Origin of the sequence: Bradyrhizobium tropiciagri, assembly GCF_018130545.1 — a bacterium.
In the GTDB taxonomy this organism is placed as follows: domain Bacteria; phylum Pseudomonadota; class Alphaproteobacteria; order Rhizobiales; family Xanthobacteraceae; genus Bradyrhizobium; species Bradyrhizobium tropiciagri_A.
In genome coordinates this window covers 128,829-142,026 of sequence record NZ_JAFCKF010000004.1, presented here as the reverse complement: position 1 = coordinate 142,026, position 13,198 = coordinate 128,829, and the positions used below count along the sequence as shown (strand labels likewise).

The following is a 13,198-nucleotide window of genomic DNA, read 5'->3' as shown; positions in this document are numbered from 1 at the left end:
CGAATTCCCCAATTCGGGCGGCACCATACAAACATTGGCGTGCTCTGGCGAGAGGCGGAGGCCTGAGAAATCACGACCAAATTTTCCGGTTCAGCCCAATTTTCGCTCTTTTTCCAGCCGCTTGGCCCAGGCCTTGGCCTGCGCCATCACATTCTTCGGCGCCGTGCCGCCGAACGAGGTCCGGCTCTTCACCGAAGATTCGACGCTGAGCACCTTCAGCGCCTCAGCGGTGATCTTCGGCTCGACCTCCTGCATGGCCTCCAGCGGTAATTCGTGCAGCGCCACGCCCTGCTTCGAGGCCAGGCCGACGATGCGCCCGGTGACGTGGTGGGCGTCGCGGAACGGCATTTTCAGGGTGCGCACCAGCCAGTCGGCAAGGTCGGTCGCGGTGGCGTAGCCCTCACCGGCGGCAGCCTTCATCTTCGCCTCGTCCGGCACCAGATCCTCGACCATGCCGGTCATGGCGCGGATCGCAAGCGACAACGCCTCGAACGCCTCCATGGCGCCCTGCTTGTCCTCCTGCATATCCTTTTGATAGGCGAGCGGCAGGCCCTTCATCACGATCAGCAGCGCGGTGAGCGCACCGACCACGCGGCCGGTCTTGGCGCGCACCAGTTCGGCGGCGTCCGGGTTGCGCTTCTGCGGCATGATCGACGAGCCGGTGGTAAACTTGTCGCTGAGCTTGACGAGACCGACCAGCGGCGAGGTCCAGATCACGATCTCCTCGGCGAAGCGCGACATGTGCACTGCGCAGATCGCGGCCGCCGACAGCGTCTCCAGCACGAAATCGCGGTCGGACACCGCGTCGAGCGAATTGGCCATCGGCCGGTCGAAACCGAGCGCTTTGGCGGTCGCAGTGCGGTCGATCGGAAACGAGGTGCCGGCGAGTGCGGCGGCGCCGAGCGGCGATTCATTCAGCCGCTTGCGCGCATCGTTGAAGCGGCCGCGGTCGCGGCCGGCCATCTCGACATAGGCGAGGAGATGATGGCCGAAGGTGACGGGTTGCGCGGTCTGCAGATGGGTGAAGCCCGGCATCACGGTTCCGGCATGCTCCAGCGCGCGCGCAACCAGCGCCTGCTGGAACGCGGCCAGCGCCGCATTGGTCTCATCGATGGTATCGCGGACATAGAGCCGGAAATCGGTCGCGACCTGGTCGTTGCGCGAGCGCGCGGTATGCAGCCGGCCCGCCGCGGGCCCGATCAGCTCAGACAGTCGCGACTCGACATTCATATGGATGTCCTCGAGCGCGCGCTTGAAATCGAAATCGCCCTCGCCGATTTCTGACAAAATCGTGTCTAGACCTTTGCCGATATTTTTCGCATCAGCTGACGTGATGATGCCTTGCGCAGCGAGCATCGCGGCGTGGGCCTTGGACGCGGCAATGTCCTGGGCATAAAGGTGCCGGTCGACGTCGATGGAGACGTTGATTTCCTCCATGATCGCGTCGGGACGCTCCGAAAACCGGCCGCCCCACATCTTGTTGCTCATGACATCTCGCTCACGAATTTGTATTTCAGGCCTTGCTGTTCCCGCGCCAAGACGGCGAAACAGCGTGGCGGTTCCGATCGTATTCCCGGCACTGCTTAGCCACATCTGACGCTGGATGACAAACGATATGCCCGAGACGACCCCATCCGAACCGACCACGAGGCCGACTGCCAAATGGCGCATCCCGCTGGTGATCGGCGCCGTGCTGGTTGGAGCCGTGATCGGCTATATCGGGGTCTCCGGCCTCAAGCATCCCGCGGGCGGCGATATCGCCTGCAACAGTGCGGTGGATCTGGCCAAGAAGATCGCCCCGCTCGCCCAGGGCGAGGTCGCGGCGCTGACCATGGCGACCACCCCCTTGAGGCTTCCCGACCTGACCTTCGAGGACTCCAACGGCCAGCCGAAAAAGCTCTCCGACTGGCGCGGCAAGACGGTTCTGGTCAACCTCTGGGCGACCTGGTGCGTGCCCTGCCGCAAGGAAATGCCGGCGCTCGACAGCTTGCAGACCAAGCTCGGCGGCAAGGATTTCGAGGTGGTCGCGATCAACATCGACACCCGCGACCCGGACAAGCCGAAGAACTTCCTGAAGGAAGCCAATCTGACCAAGCTCGGCTACTTCAGCGACCAGAAAGCCAAGGTCTTTCAGGATCTTAAGAACATAGGGAAGGCGCTGGGCATGCCGACCTCTGTGCTGGTCGACGGCAAGGGCTGCGAAATCGCCAATATCGCCGGTCCCGCCGAATGGGCGAGCGACGATGCGATCAAGCTGGTGAAGGCGGCGCTGGCCCCGGCCGCGGCGGGGTTCTGATCAGGCGACGGCGTTGAGATTGTCGCCGATGCCGGGGCTGAGATTTGCGGTGGACGGACTGCCCAACAGGGTCTGAACCGCGAACTTTTCCGCGTCGAGATTCTGCTTCGTGACCCGGGTCGCGATCTCACCCTGCAGGTTGCCCTGCTGCATCGACAGGATGCTGGTGACCATGCTCATCGTGTCCATACGCGGTACTCCCAATTCCGAACTTGGCGTAGCGCGCGAAAGTTAATGCTTGGGTAACAGATGGCCGCGTCAGGCTGACGCATCGCTTCAGGCCGCGTTCGCGGCAAAGGCGGCGCCGAGGGTGCGCAGCGCCTGCCGGGTCCGCGCGTCCGACAGCTTCGAGTGCAGCATGACATCGCGGGACGGCAATGGCGGCAGGCCAAGCCGCGGCCCGAGATCGACGGTATCCGCCGGCGCCACCCGGCGCGCCAGCGCAGCGACCGCAAGCCCTGCCGATATCGCAGCCCCGATCGTCGCAAGCCCGCCACCGACGAACGCCTCGGTCCAGGCGATGCCGGCAGCGTCGAGCGCTTCGACGGCCATGGCGCGGACGCTGCACGGCTCGGCCTGGGTCGCCAGACGCAACGGCTCGCCGGGGCGATGGTGAAAATCGGGCGCGGCCATCCAGCCGAACGGTTCCTCGAACAGCACGTCGCCGTCGCGGCGCTTGGCATCATGGCGCAGCGCGATCGCAGCATCGAGCTTGCCGTCGTCGAAGGCGCCAAGCACCGCGCGCGACGTGTCGACGTGCAACTGGATCACCAGGCCGGGATCGGTGGCGTTCATCCGCTTCAGCAGCGAGGCGAGTTCCGTTCCGACGATGTGGTGGCTGATGCCGACGACCAGCCGCCGATGCTCGACGGCAAACGACCCAATCGCCGATTGATGCGCGGCAACCAGATTGCGCGCGGCGCCGAGAAAGGCCGCACCTTCGGCCGACAGCCGGACCAGCCGGGGCGTGCGTTCCAGCAGCCGCCGGCCAAGCCCGTCCTCCAGTCGCCGGATCTTCAAACTGACCGCGGACTGCGTGGTCTCCATGACCTGCGCCGCGCGGGTGAAGCTGCTGAGGTCGGCGACCAGGACAAAGGCCTGCACCGCCTCGACGTCGAGTGCCTTCATGGCCATTCATTTCAATTAGCAATCATTGAAATGCAATACCATACCATTTTTAAATGATCAATCAGCTCCTAGGATCGGCTGCACACAACGCTTCCAAGGAGCCACCATCATGCCGCTGACCCGCGTCTCGCTGCGGAGGGGCAAGCCCGCCGCCTACCGCAAGGCCATTCTCGACAGCCTTTATCGCGCCATGCGCGAGACCTTCGACGTGCCGGACGGCGACCGCTTCATGACGATCTCCGAGCACGACGGCGACGATTTCGCCTATGGCGCGGACTATCTCGGCATCAGGCGCAGCGATGATCTGGTCATCATCCAGATCACCGTCAGCAACACCCGCCCGGTGGCGCAAAAGCAGCAGCTCTATCGCCGGATCGCCGAGCTGCTGACGGACAGCCCCGGCCTGCGCGCCGAGGACATCTTCATCAACCTCGTCGAGGTGCTCCCCGAAAACTGGTCGTTCGGCAACGGTGAGGCGCAGTACGTCCGATGACCGCATTACCGATCCTCTCGCCGCGCATGAGCGGCATCAAGGCATCGCCCGCATCGGTGCTGCGGCGCCGCGCCCGCGAACTGCGCGCCAACGGGCGCGACATCATCGAGCTGTCGTCGGGCAATCTGGACTTCCCGACGCCCGCGCATGTGATTGCGGCGGCGCATGACGCGGCCTTGTGCGGTGAAACCCGTTATACCGATGTCGACGGCACGCCAGAGCTGAAGCGCGCGGTGCAGGCCGCGCTGCTGCGCGACCATCGTCTCGACTATCGGCTGGATGAGATCGTCATCACCAACGGCTCGACGCAGGCGCTGTTCAACGCGCTGCTGGCGACGCTGGCGCCTGGCGACGAGGTGATCATCCCTGCCCCCTATTGGGCGCCCTATCTCGATCAGGTGCGGCTCGCCGGCGGGGCGCCGGTGGTCGTGCCGTGCGCGCAGAACAACGGCTTCAAGCTGCGCGCGGAGGATTTGCAGGCCGCGATCTCGCCACGTACGCGCTGGGTCGTGCTCAACAATCCGGTCAATCCTTCCGGCGCGCGCTATTCGCGTGAGGATCTCTCCGAGATCGCCGCGGTCCTGTTGCGGCATGCGGATATCTGGGTGCTTGCCGACGGGCTCTACGAGCACATCACGTTCGACGGCTTACCGGCGCCGACGCTGGCAGACATCGAGCCGCGCCTGAAGCCGCGGACTATGACCGTCAGCGGCCTCGCCAAGAGCTACGCCATGATGGGATGGCGGATCGGCTATGCCGCCGGACCATCGGCTCTGATCCGCGAAATGATCACGATCCAGTCGCAGACCACGTCGGGCGCATCGTCGATCAGCCAGGCCGCCGCGGTCGCTGCGCTCAATAACGCCCAGGATGTGCTGGCCGAACGGGCTGCCATCCTTCGCGCGCGGCGCGACCGCTTTGCCGACCTCGTCAACGGATGCGCCGGGCTGTCCTGCACGCCGCCGGAAGGCACGTTCTATCTGCTGGTCAGTTGCGCCGGCGTGATCGGCAAGCGCGCCCCCGACGGCAGCGTGATCGAGACCGACCGCGATTTCTCGGCTTATCTGCTCGAGAACGCTAATCTGGTGGTGTTTCCCGGCGAAGATCTCGGGCTGTCGCCCTATATCCGCGTCAGCTTCGCCAACCCGTCAGCGACCATCGAGGAGGCCGCTACGCGCTTGAAGCGCGCCTGCGAGGCATTGCAATGACGCCTCACACGCAGAACCAGCGCCTAGCGCTGGCAGCGCATCTGCTCGGACTTGGAATCGGGGTCAGCGTCATCGTCAGCCTCGTGCCCGCGACGCTTGCGCTGCTGCGGGCACTGACCTGACGACGCGGTGACTACCGCGTCGGGATCGGCTTGTCGCCGCGATAGTCGTAGAAGCCGCGCTGGCTCTTGCGTCCGAGCCAGCCGGCCTCGACGTACTTCACCAGCAGCGGGCACGGCCGGTACTTGGAGTCGGCCAGCCCCTCATGCAGGACCTGCATGATCGACAGGCAGGTGTCGAGGCCGATGAAATCGGCGAGCTCGAGCGGGCCCATCGGATGATGCGCACCGAGCTTCATCGCGGCATCGATCGCCTCGACGTTGCCGACGCCTTCATACAGCGTGTAGATCGCCTCGTTGATCATCGGCAGCAGGATGCGGTTGACGATGAAGGCGGGGAAATCTTCCGACACCGCGACCTGCTTGCCGAGCTTGGCGACGAACGCCTTGGCGGTGTCGAAGGTCGTGTCGTCGGTGGCGATGCCGCGGATCAGCTCGACCAGCTCCATCGCCGGCACCGGATTCATGAAGTGAATGCCGATGAATTTCTCCGGGCGGTCGGTCGAGGCGGCGAGCCGTGTGATCGAGATCGACGACGAGTTGGTCGCGACGATCGCCTCGGGCTTCAGCACCGCGCAGACCTCCTGGAAGATCTTGCGCTTGGTTTCTTCCTTCTCGACCGCGGTCTCGATCACGAGGTCGCAATCGGCCAGCGCGTCGAGCGTCTCGGCGGAGGAGATGTGGTCGAGCGCCTGCTTGCGCTCGCTCTCGCTGATCGCCTTCTTGGCGACCTGGCGGGTCAGATTGCCGTTGATGGTCGCCAGCGCCGACTTCAGCCGGTCGCCGGACACGTCATTGAGCACCACGTCGAAGCCGGCCAGCGCCGCCACATGGGCAATGCCATTACCCATCTGGCCCGAACCGATCACGCCGACCTTTTTGATTGCCACCGTCATCTTGTCATCCACCGGAACGGCGCGCATGTCGCGCCTGCCCAATTCCAACGATACCCGAAGTGAAGCCTTCCGGGTTGCCCAATCCGCCGGAAAACATTTCCCGGGACCATGATGTGATGACACGTCATCACGTCAGGACCCCATTCTCCCCTGTCGAGCATGATCCTTTCGGAAAAACGTTTCCGGATCATTGCTCCGAGAATAACAACACCGGCCGGAGCTTAGCCACCCGGCCGGTGTCTTGTCGCTTACTTTCCGAGCTTGCCGAGCGCTTCGGTCAGTTCCGGAACCGCCTGGTAGAGGTCGGCGACCAGGCCATAATCGGCAACCTGGAAGATCGGCGCGTCCTCATCCTTGTTGATGGCGACGATCACCTTGGAGTCCTTCATGCCGGCCAGATGCTGGATCGCGCCGGAGATGCCGACCGCGACATAAAGTTCCGGGGCCACCACCTTGCCGGTCTGGCCGACCTGCCAGTCGTTCGGCGCATAGCCGGCATCGACCGCGGCGCGCGAGGCACCGACGCCGGCGCCGAGCTTGTCGGCGAGCGGCTCGATGTACTTCGCGAAGTTCTCGCGGCTCTGCATGGCTCGGCCACCCGAGACGATGATCTTGGCCGAGGTCAGTTCCGGACGGTCGCTCTTGGCGACTTCCTCGCCGACGAACGTGGACAGGCCGGGATCGGCGGCCGATGCGGCGTTCTCGATCGCCGCGCTGCCGCCTTCACCGGCGGCGGCGAAGGTCGAGGTGCGGACCGTGATCACCTTCTTGGCGTCCTTCGACTTCACGGTCTGGATCGCGTTGCCGGCATAGATCGGCCGCTCATAGGTGTCGGGCGCGACGACCTTGATGATCTCGGAGACCTGCATGACGTCGAGCAGGGCTGCGACGCGCGGCATCACGTTCTTGAAGCGGGAGGTCGCGGGCGCGACGAACGCGTCATAGCCGGGCGCCAGCGCGACGATCAGCGCAGCCAGCGGCTCGGCAAGGTCGTGCTCATAAGCGGGGCCTTCGGCCACCAGCACCTTGCTGACGCCGGCGAGCTTGGCGGCTGCTTCGGCCGCCGCCTTGGTGCCCTGGCCGCCACCGGCAACCAGCACATGGACGTCGCCGCCGAGCTGGCTCGCCGCGGTCAGCGCCTTGTTGGTCGAGTCCTTCAGGGTCTCGTGGTCGTGTTCAGCAATCAACAGCGTCGTCATCAGAGAACCCCGGCTTCGGTCTTGAGCTTGTTCACGAGTTCGGCGACGTCCTTGACCTTGACGCCCGCCTTGCGGCCTGCCGGTTCCGCGGTCTTCAGCACTTCCAGGCGCGGCGTCACATCGACGCCGTAGTCAGCGACGCTCTTGTCGTCGATCGGCTTCTTCTTCGCCTTCATGATGTTGGGCAGCGACGCATAGCGCGGCTCGTTGAGGCGGAGGTCAGTGGTGACGATCGCCGGGCCCTTCAGCTTGATGGTCTGGAGGCCGCCGTCGACTTCGCGCGTGACCTTGAAGTCGGATCCGTCGACCTCGAGCTTGGAGGCGAAGGTCGCCTGCGACCAACCGAGCAGCGCGGCCAGCATCTGGCCGGTCTGGTTCGAGTCGTCGTCGATCGCCTGCTTGCCGAGAATGACGAGGCCGGGCTGCTCCGCCTCGACCACCGCCTTCAGGATCTTGGCAACCCCGAGCGGTTCGACATTGCCTTCGGCCTTGACCAGGATGCCGCGGTCGGCGCCCATCGCAAGGGCGGTGCGAATGGTCTCGGAGGCCTGCGCCGGTCCGATCGACACCACCACCACCTCGGTCGCCTTGCCGGCTTCCTTCAGCCGCAGCGCTTCCTCGACGGCGATTTCGTCGAACGGGTTCATCGACATCTTGACGTTGGCGAGCTCCACGCCCGTCCCGTCGCTCTTGACGCGGACCTTGACGTTGTAGTCGACGACCCGCTTTACCGGCACAAGAACCTTCATCGATCCTCTTTCGCTTTGATTTTATGGGTTTCGGTTGGCTGGCGCGGAACCTAAAGGTCCCGTTTCCCCCGGTCAACGCGCCAAAGCCAAAAAACCGTCACCCGGTTTTGAGCCAGTCTAACGGTTCTGGCCCGGCACCCACAACACGTCTCCCGCCCCCTTATTGTTCTGGAAGCGGCTGGCAACGAACAGGAAATCCGACAGGCGGTTCATATACTGAATGCCAGCGGAATTGACCGTCTCGTCGGGCCGGGCGGCGAGTTCCACCATCATCCGTTCCGCGCGGCGACATATCGTCCGGGCGAGGTGCAGATATGCGGATGCGGCCGTCCCGCCGGGCAGTACGAACGAGGTCAGCGGCGCGAGCTGGTCGTTCAGGCTGTCGATATCGCGCTCGAGCCGCTCGACCTGACTTGCCAGCACGCGCAGCCGTTCGGCCTTGCCCTCGCGCTCGGGCACCGCAAGGTCGGCACCGAGATCGAACAGGTCGTTCTGGATGCGGCCGAGCATCGCATCGACCTCGGGGCTGCCGGCAAGATGCAGCCGCACCACGCCGATTGCGGCGTTGGTCTCGTCCACGGTGCCATAGGCGGCGACGCGCAGATCGTATTTCGGCCGCCGCTCGCCGGAGCCGAGCGCGGTGGTGCCGTCATCGCCGGTGCGCGTATAGATCCGATTGAGAACGACCATGGCCGTGATCCTCTAAGGTTTGCGCCATCGCAGCTTCGCGCGACGACGCGCTCAACGCCCCATCGCCCAGACCGCGAGCATCGCGATGACGATGGCGACGAACTGCAACAGCACACGCAGCCGCATCAGCTTCTGCGACGTGTTCGGCGAGCCGCCCTTCATCATGTTGATGAGGCCGAGCAGGAGTACCAGCGCGACGGCGCCGACGGCGATGGGAAGAATGATCGTGCTGAGGACGGATGTCATCTGCGGTACATAACACCGCAGGACGCGGACTTCCACACAGCTCCGCCATGCAACCAACTGGCTTTTCAAGGCATAATGTCAGATGCTGGGTCCGTCCTCGGACCGAGCGGTTGTCGACAATGCCGGGTGGAATGTGAAGCAGCTTCGTTACGTCACCCACGTCGTGATGGATGCCTTTTACACGTTCCTCGCCGACGACGGCTGGGCGATCGCGAGCCACATCGCGCTGTCGACCCTGATGGCGCTGTTTCCGTTCCTGATCGTGCTGACGTCGGTCGCCGGCTTCTTCGGCTCCAAGGAGCTCGCCGACCAGGCCGTCGGGCTGCTGCTGCAAGTCTGGCCGCATCAGGTCGCCGAGGCGCTGTCCGGCCAGATCCACGACGTGCTGACCAACACCCGCGGCGACATCCTGACCATCGGCGCGGTGCTCGCGGTGTACTTCGCCTCCAACGGCGTCGAGGCGCTGCGGGTGGCGCTGAACCGCGCCTATGCAGTGATCGAGCCACGGCGCTGGTACTGGCTGCGGCTGGAATCGATCGGCTACACGCTGGTCGCGGCGTTCACCTCGCTGGCGATGGCATTCCTGATCGTGCTCGGACCGCTGATCATCGAGGCGGCGCGGCGCTATATCCCGTTCTTCGTCGAATCCAACGAGAGCCTGCTCAACACCGCCCGTTACGGCATCACGATCCTGGCGCTGGTGGTTGCGCTCTTCATCCTGCATGCCTGGCTGCCGGCGGGCCGCCGCAGCTTCACGCAGATCCTGCCCGGCATCATCTTCACCGTGGTGGCGTCGCTGATCTCGGGCATCGGCTTCGGCATGTACCTGGCGCGCTTCGCCAACAACTATGTAACGATGTATGCGGGGCTCGCCTCGGTGATCATCGCGCTGGTGTTCCTGTATTTCATCGCCGCGATCTTCGTGTTCGGCGGCGAATTGAACGCCGCGATCATCAAGTCGCGGCTGCCGCGCGGCGTGTCGCTTCATGCAGCGCAGTTGCGAGTGCCCGCGGAGAAACAGGCTTGACCAGGAAGGCGTCGGCGCCGGCGGCGCGCGCCGCGGCTTCGTCCTCGGCACGGCCGGAAATCCCGACGATCACGATGCGGCCGTGCGGCGGCGGCAGCGCACGGATGCGCTTGATCGTTTCGACACCGCCAATGCCCGGCAGCACCATATCCATCAGCACGGCGTCGAAGGCGCCCTGTCCGAGCCGATCCGGCGCGGCCTCGCCCTGACCGACGAATTCGGCGTGATGACCGAGTTCGGTCAGGATCGTGTTGAGCACGACGCGGCCGAACGGGTTGTCCTCGACGCTGAGCAGCCGCAGCCCCTGCGATGCATGCCCCGAGGCGCCTTCGCTCGAAGCGGTGCCGGCCGGCGCTCCGGCCGAGACCAGCACCACGTTGAGTGTGAAGACGGTGCCGCCGCCCGCGCGCTGCGCCGCGACGATGTCGCCGCCCATGGCACGCGCGAGCTGCTTGACCGAGGACAGGCCGAGCCCGGCGCCGCCGAACCGCGCGGCGATCGAGACATTGGCCTGCGAGAACGGCCGGAACAGGCGCTGGACCTCCGACAGGCTCAAGCCGATACCGCTGTCGGAAATCGCAAAGGCAACGCCGATCCTGCCGCCGGTCTTGCCGCCGATCTTGTCAGCGTTCTTGCCCTTGGCCGCCCGCACCGGGGCGACATGGAGCTCGACGCTGCCCTGCTCGGTGAACTTGACGGCGTTGTCGATCAGATTTTCCAGCGCCGCGCGCAACCGGACGGGATCGCCGACCGCGAAAGCGGGCAGCTTGTCGGAGATCACAACGGAGGCCTGCAGCCCCTTCGCTGCGGCACGGCCGGCCAGCGAATCCCCGGCATGGCGCGCCAGCGTGCGCAGATCGAAGAAGTCCTGCCGGACCTCCAGCCCCGGCCCCTCGCTGCGGGCTGCATCGACGAACAGGGTCGCAAGGCTCGCCAGATGCTCGGCGCCGGCCTTGATGGTATCGACCCAGCGCCGCTCGCGTTCGCCGAGTTCCGACGTTGCGAGCAGATTGCTGATCGCAAGAATGCCGGTCAGCGGCGTGCGGACCTCATGGGCAAAGGCGGCAAGCGCGGTCTCGACCATGCCGGGATTGGCCTTCGCGGCTGGCTTTGGCACGGCTCGCTTACGCCGTGGCTTGGTTACCGGCTTCGCGGCGCTGGTCGTGGCTGGACGCTTTTTGGCGGCGCGGGTCTTCGGCGGCGGCCTTTTGGATGGCCGCTTGCTGCGCCGTACGCGCGATTTTGACGCCATGGTCTCAGTGATCCCCGCCCCGAATGACAGCATGGCATGCCAGGCGGCCCGGAGTCACGGCAGCGTTTGCGGTCCGTCACCGCATAGCGCGACGATCGTCACCAGCGTCTTTACGGCAGACCGACCACGCGGCGAATGTCGGCCGGGCTCGCACCCTCCGCCCGCAATTCGCGCAGTCCGGTCGCCCGGGTCGATTTCGACAGTTTTTGGCCTGCGGCGTCCCGGATCAGGTGGTGGTGCCGGTAGGCCGGCACGGGCAGACCAAGCAGCTGCTGCAACAGCCGATGCACGCTGGTCGACCAGAACAGGTCAACGCCCCTGACCACATCGCTAACGCCCTGCAGCGCGTCGTCGATCACGACGGAAAGATGGTAGCTGGTCGGGGTCTCCTTGCGTGCCAGGATCACGTCGGCCCAGGCCTCAGGTCGGGCCGCCACGTCGCCGCGCTCGCCGGCGGGACCCTCGCCCACCTCGTGCCAGCGCAGGTCACCGGCGCTCGCGCAGGCCGCGGCCATATCGAGCCGCAACGCGAATGGCGCGCCCTGCCGGCTCAGCCGGTCGCGCTCCGCGGCCGAGAGCGATTTGGCCGTCCCCGGATAGAGCGGCGCGCCATCCGGATCGCGCGGCCACGCTCCACTGGCCTCCCGCGCCGCGACCAGCTGTGCGATCTCGGCGCGGCTCTCGAAGCTCGGATAGACCAGCCGCTGGGCCGACAGGCGGTCGAGCGCGGCGCGATAGGCGGCAAAATGCTCCGACTGCCGACGCACCGGGGTCTCCCAGGCGATGCCCAGCCAAGTAAGGTCCTCATAGATCGCCTGCTCGAATTCCGGCCGGCAACGGGTCCCGTCGATGTCCTCGATCCGCAGCAGAAAGCGTCCGCCCGACTGCCGCGCCAGGTCGTGGTTGAGCAGCGCCGAATAGGCGTGGCCGAGATGCAAATGGCCGTTCGGGCTCGGGGCGAAACGGAAAACGGGTGGCATGGTTGCTGGTCGCACGTCATTGCCGGGCATAGCCGTCTGAAGGACGGCGTCGCTTCCGCTCGCCTATGCCCGGCAATCCTTCTGGACAAGACTCTGTTACGATAGGAGATGGATGCGCGGGTCAAGCCCCGCGCATGACAAGCCGATGCAGATCCCGCAATGCTGATTCATCTCGAAACCCAGGCCGACCTCGACGACGCGGTCCAGAAACTGGTCGACCAGGATCGGCGCCTGCGCCCGATTCTGGCAGCGACCGGCATGCCGGCGATCCGGCAGCGTGAGCCCGGGTTTGCGGGGCTTGCCGCGATCATCTGCGGCCAGCAGCTCTCGACCGCGAGTGCGGCGGCGATCTGGGGCCGCGTCAGCAAGGCGTTCGACCCGTTCCATCATGATGCCATCCGCAAGGCGCGCGCCGATCGGCTCGGCCGCCTCGGACTGTCGGCGGCCAAGATCAAGACGCTGAAGCACATCGCGCGGGAACTCGCCGAGGAGCGGCTGAACCTCGACGTGCTCGCCAACGAAGAGGCCGACGCCGCGCACAACACGCTGACCGCGCTGCCCGGGATCGGCCCGTGGACCGCCGACGTCTATCTGCTGTTCTGTCTCGGCCATGGCGATGCATGGCCAGCGGGTGACCTCGCCGTCCAGGAGGCGATCAAGGTCGGGCTCGGGCTGAAGGAGCGGCCGACCCCGAAGCAGATGGCGCCGCTGGCCGAGCCGTGGCGTCCGCTGCGCGGCGCCGCCGCCCATCTGTGGTGGGCGTATTATCGCGTGCTGAAAAACCGCGAAGGCGTGATCGCCGCTGCGAAGTAGGCGTCGCCAAGAAAAACATATCGACGCGCGATCGCGTGATATAGAATCAAACGACAGATACTTTTTCAATTTGCCGGCACCGCTCATTTTGCACGCCCAGCA

16 protein-coding genes are annotated in these 13,198 nt (G+C 65.4%); 6 read left to right on the top strand and 10 right to left on the bottom strand.

The annotated features are described in order from the left end of the window. Positions 1-90: 90 nt before the first annotated feature. A complete protein-coding gene (gene argH / locus JQ616_RS18320; protein ID WP_212016613.1) occupies positions 91-1,488 on the bottom strand; it encodes an argininosuccinate lyase in 1,398 nt (465 codons plus the stop codon). Between the two features lie 127 nt (positions 1,489-1,615). On the opposite strand from argH, the gene tlpA reads away from it, so the two are divergent. Continuing rightward, complete coding sequence (gene tlpA, locus JQ616_RS18315; RefSeq protein WP_249136974.1) at positions 1,616-2,296, top strand: thiol:disulfide interchange protein TlpA; 681 nt, start codon at positions 1,616-1,618, stop codon at positions 2,294-2,296. Here the strand turns inward: tlpA and JQ616_RS18310 are convergent, their stop codons facing one another. Both JQ616_RS18310 and JQ616_RS18305 read right to left on the bottom strand, forming a co-directional pair. Further along, positions 2,297-2,485, bottom strand: coding sequence for a putative motility protein (locus JQ616_RS18310; protein WP_212016609.1), 189 nt, complete (start codon positions 2,483-2,485; stop codon positions 2,297-2,299). It abuts the gene before it with no gap. Positions 2,486-2,572: 87 nt separating this feature from the next. Next, positions 2,573-3,430, bottom strand: a complete 858-nt coding sequence (locus JQ616_RS18305) for a LysR substrate-binding domain-containing protein (protein ID WP_212016607.1) — start codon at positions 3,428-3,430, stop codon at positions 2,573-2,575. 103 nt (positions 3,431-3,533) lie between these two features. On the opposite strand from JQ616_RS18305, the gene JQ616_RS18300 reads away from it, so the two are divergent. The 3 genes from JQ616_RS18300 to JQ616_RS39660 are packed head-to-tail and all read left to right on the top strand — an operon-like array spanning position 3,534 to position 5,247. Then, complete coding sequence (locus JQ616_RS18300; RefSeq protein ID WP_212016606.1) at positions 3,534-3,917, top strand: tautomerase family protein; 384 nt, start codon at positions 3,534-3,536, stop codon at positions 3,915-3,917. Next, complete coding sequence (locus JQ616_RS18295) at positions 3,914-5,125, top strand: pyridoxal phosphate-dependent aminotransferase (RefSeq protein ID WP_249136972.1); 1,212 nt, start codon at positions 3,914-3,916, stop codon at positions 5,123-5,125. Before JQ616_RS18300 ends, JQ616_RS18295 begins: the two co-directional genes overlap by 4 nt. Next, positions 5,122-5,247, top strand: a complete 126-nt coding sequence (locus JQ616_RS39660; protein WP_283812649.1) for a hypothetical protein — start codon at positions 5,122-5,124, stop codon at positions 5,245-5,247. Before JQ616_RS18295 ends, JQ616_RS39660 begins: the two co-directional genes overlap by 4 nt. Before the next feature lie 11 nt (positions 5,248-5,258). Here the strand turns inward: JQ616_RS39660 and JQ616_RS18290 are convergent, their stop codons facing one another. From JQ616_RS18290 to JQ616_RS18270, 5 genes are all read right to left on the bottom strand, one after another. Further along, positions 5,259-6,140: a 3-hydroxybutyryl-CoA dehydrogenase gene (locus tag JQ616_RS18290; RefSeq protein WP_212016604.1), complete on the bottom strand. Its 882-nt coding sequence runs from the start codon at positions 6,138-6,140 to the stop codon at positions 5,259-5,261. Between the two features lie 248 nt (positions 6,141-6,388). After that, positions 6,389-7,339 (bottom strand): electron transfer flavoprotein subunit alpha/FixB family protein, encoded by a 951-nt coding sequence (locus tag JQ616_RS18285; RefSeq protein WP_050422791.1) that lies wholly within the window; start codon positions 7,337-7,339, stop codon positions 6,389-6,391. Beyond that, complete coding sequence (locus JQ616_RS18280) at positions 7,339-8,088, bottom strand: electron transfer flavoprotein subunit beta/FixA family protein (protein ID WP_212016602.1); 750 nt, start codon at positions 8,086-8,088, stop codon at positions 7,339-7,341. Before JQ616_RS18280 ends, JQ616_RS18285 begins: the two co-directional genes overlap by 1 nt. Before the next feature lie 117 nt (positions 8,089-8,205). Next, on the bottom strand, positions 8,206-8,778 hold the full coding sequence (locus JQ616_RS18275) for a cob(I)yrinic acid a,c-diamide adenosyltransferase (RefSeq protein WP_212016600.1): 573 nt from the start codon (positions 8,776-8,778) through the stop codon (positions 8,206-8,208). Positions 8,779-8,829: 51 nt separating this feature from the next. Further along, entirely contained in the window at positions 8,830-9,024 is a 195-nt protein-coding gene (locus tag JQ616_RS18270) for a twin transmembrane helix small protein (protein ID WP_024584739.1), read from the bottom strand. Between the two features lie 166 nt (positions 9,025-9,190). Here JQ616_RS18270 and JQ616_RS18265 point away from each other — a divergent pair, with 166 nt between their 5' ends. Further along, positions 9,191-10,051: a YihY/virulence factor BrkB family protein gene (locus JQ616_RS18265; protein WP_433995986.1), complete on the top strand. Its 861-nt coding sequence runs from the start codon at positions 9,191-9,193 to the stop codon at positions 10,049-10,051. Here JQ616_RS18265 and JQ616_RS18260 read toward each other — a convergent pair. Both JQ616_RS18260 and gluQRS read right to left on the bottom strand, forming a co-directional pair. Then, on the bottom strand, positions 9,978-11,303 hold the full coding sequence (locus tag JQ616_RS18260; RefSeq protein ID WP_212016596.1) for an ATP-binding protein: 1,326 nt from the start codon (positions 11,301-11,303) through the stop codon (positions 9,978-9,980). The genes JQ616_RS18265 and JQ616_RS18260 overlap by 74 nt on opposite strands. Before the next feature lie 110 nt (positions 11,304-11,413). Continuing rightward, the gene (gene gluQRS, locus JQ616_RS18255) at positions 11,414-12,283 is read right to left on the bottom strand and encodes a tRNA glutamyl-Q(34) synthetase GluQRS (RefSeq protein WP_212016594.1); all 870 of its coding nucleotides are present in this window, start codon (positions 12,281-12,283) and stop codon (positions 11,414-11,416) included. Positions 12,284-12,442: 159 nt separating this feature from the next. Between gluQRS and JQ616_RS18250 the strand changes: the two genes are divergently transcribed. After that, positions 12,443-13,096, top strand: coding sequence for a DNA-3-methyladenine glycosylase family protein (locus JQ616_RS18250; protein WP_212016592.1), 654 nt, complete (start codon positions 12,443-12,445; stop codon positions 13,094-13,096). Positions 13,097-13,198 lie beyond the last annotated feature (102 nt).

Excerpts from the sequence above, each read along its gene's own strand:
- argH (WP_212016613.1), bottom strand. The coding sequence starts at position 1,488 with ATGAGCAACAAGATGTGGGGCGGCCGGTTTTCGGAGCGTCCCGACGCG.
- tlpA (WP_249136974.1), top strand. The coding sequence starts at position 1,616 with ATGCCCGAGACGACCCCATCCGAACCGACCACGAGGCCGACTGCCAAA.
- JQ616_RS18310 (WP_212016609.1), bottom strand. The coding sequence starts at position 2,485 with ATGGACACGATGAGCATGGTCACCAGCATCCTGTCGATGCAGCAGGGC.
- JQ616_RS18305 (WP_212016607.1), bottom strand. The coding sequence starts at position 3,430 with ATGGCCATGAAGGCACTCGACGTCGAGGCGGTGCAGGCCTTTGTCCTG.
- JQ616_RS18300 (WP_212016606.1), top strand. The coding sequence starts at position 3,534 with ATGCCGCTGACCCGCGTCTCGCTGCGGAGGGGCAAGCCCGCCGCCTAC.
- JQ616_RS18295 (WP_249136972.1), top strand. The coding sequence starts at position 3,914 with ATGACCGCATTACCGATCCTCTCGCCGCGCATGAGCGGCATCAAGGCA.
- JQ616_RS39660 (WP_283812649.1), top strand. The coding sequence starts at position 5,122 with ATGACGCCTCACACGCAGAACCAGCGCCTAGCGCTGGCAGCGCATCTG.
- JQ616_RS18290 (WP_212016604.1), bottom strand. The coding sequence starts at position 6,140 with ATGACGGTGGCAATCAAAAAGGTCGGCGTGATCGGTTCGGGCCAGATG.
- JQ616_RS18285 (WP_050422791.1), bottom strand. The coding sequence starts at position 7,339 with ATGACGACGCTGTTGATTGCTGAACACGACCACGAGACCCTGAAGGAC.
- JQ616_RS18280 (WP_212016602.1), bottom strand. The coding sequence starts at position 8,088 with ATGAAGGTTCTTGTGCCGGTAAAGCGGGTCGTCGACTACAACGTCAAG.
- JQ616_RS18275 (WP_212016600.1), bottom strand. The coding sequence starts at position 8,778 with ATGGTCGTTCTCAATCGGATCTATACGCGCACCGGCGATGACGGCACC.
- JQ616_RS18270 (WP_024584739.1), bottom strand. The coding sequence starts at position 9,024 with ATGACATCCGTCCTCAGCACGATCATTCTTCCCATCGCCGTCGGCGCC.
- JQ616_RS18265 (WP_433995986.1), top strand. The coding sequence starts at position 9,191 with ATGGATGCCTTTTACACGTTCCTCGCCGACGACGGCTGGGCGATCGCG.
- JQ616_RS18260 (WP_212016596.1), bottom strand. The coding sequence starts at position 11,303 with ATGGCGTCAAAATCGCGCGTACGGCGCAGCAAGCGGCCATCCAAAAGG.
- gluQRS (WP_212016594.1), bottom strand. The coding sequence starts at position 12,283 with ATGCCACCCGTTTTCCGTTTCGCCCCGAGCCCGAACGGCCATTTGCAT.
- JQ616_RS18250 (WP_212016592.1), top strand. The coding sequence starts at position 12,443 with ATGCTGATTCATCTCGAAACCCAGGCCGACCTCGACGACGCGGTCCAG.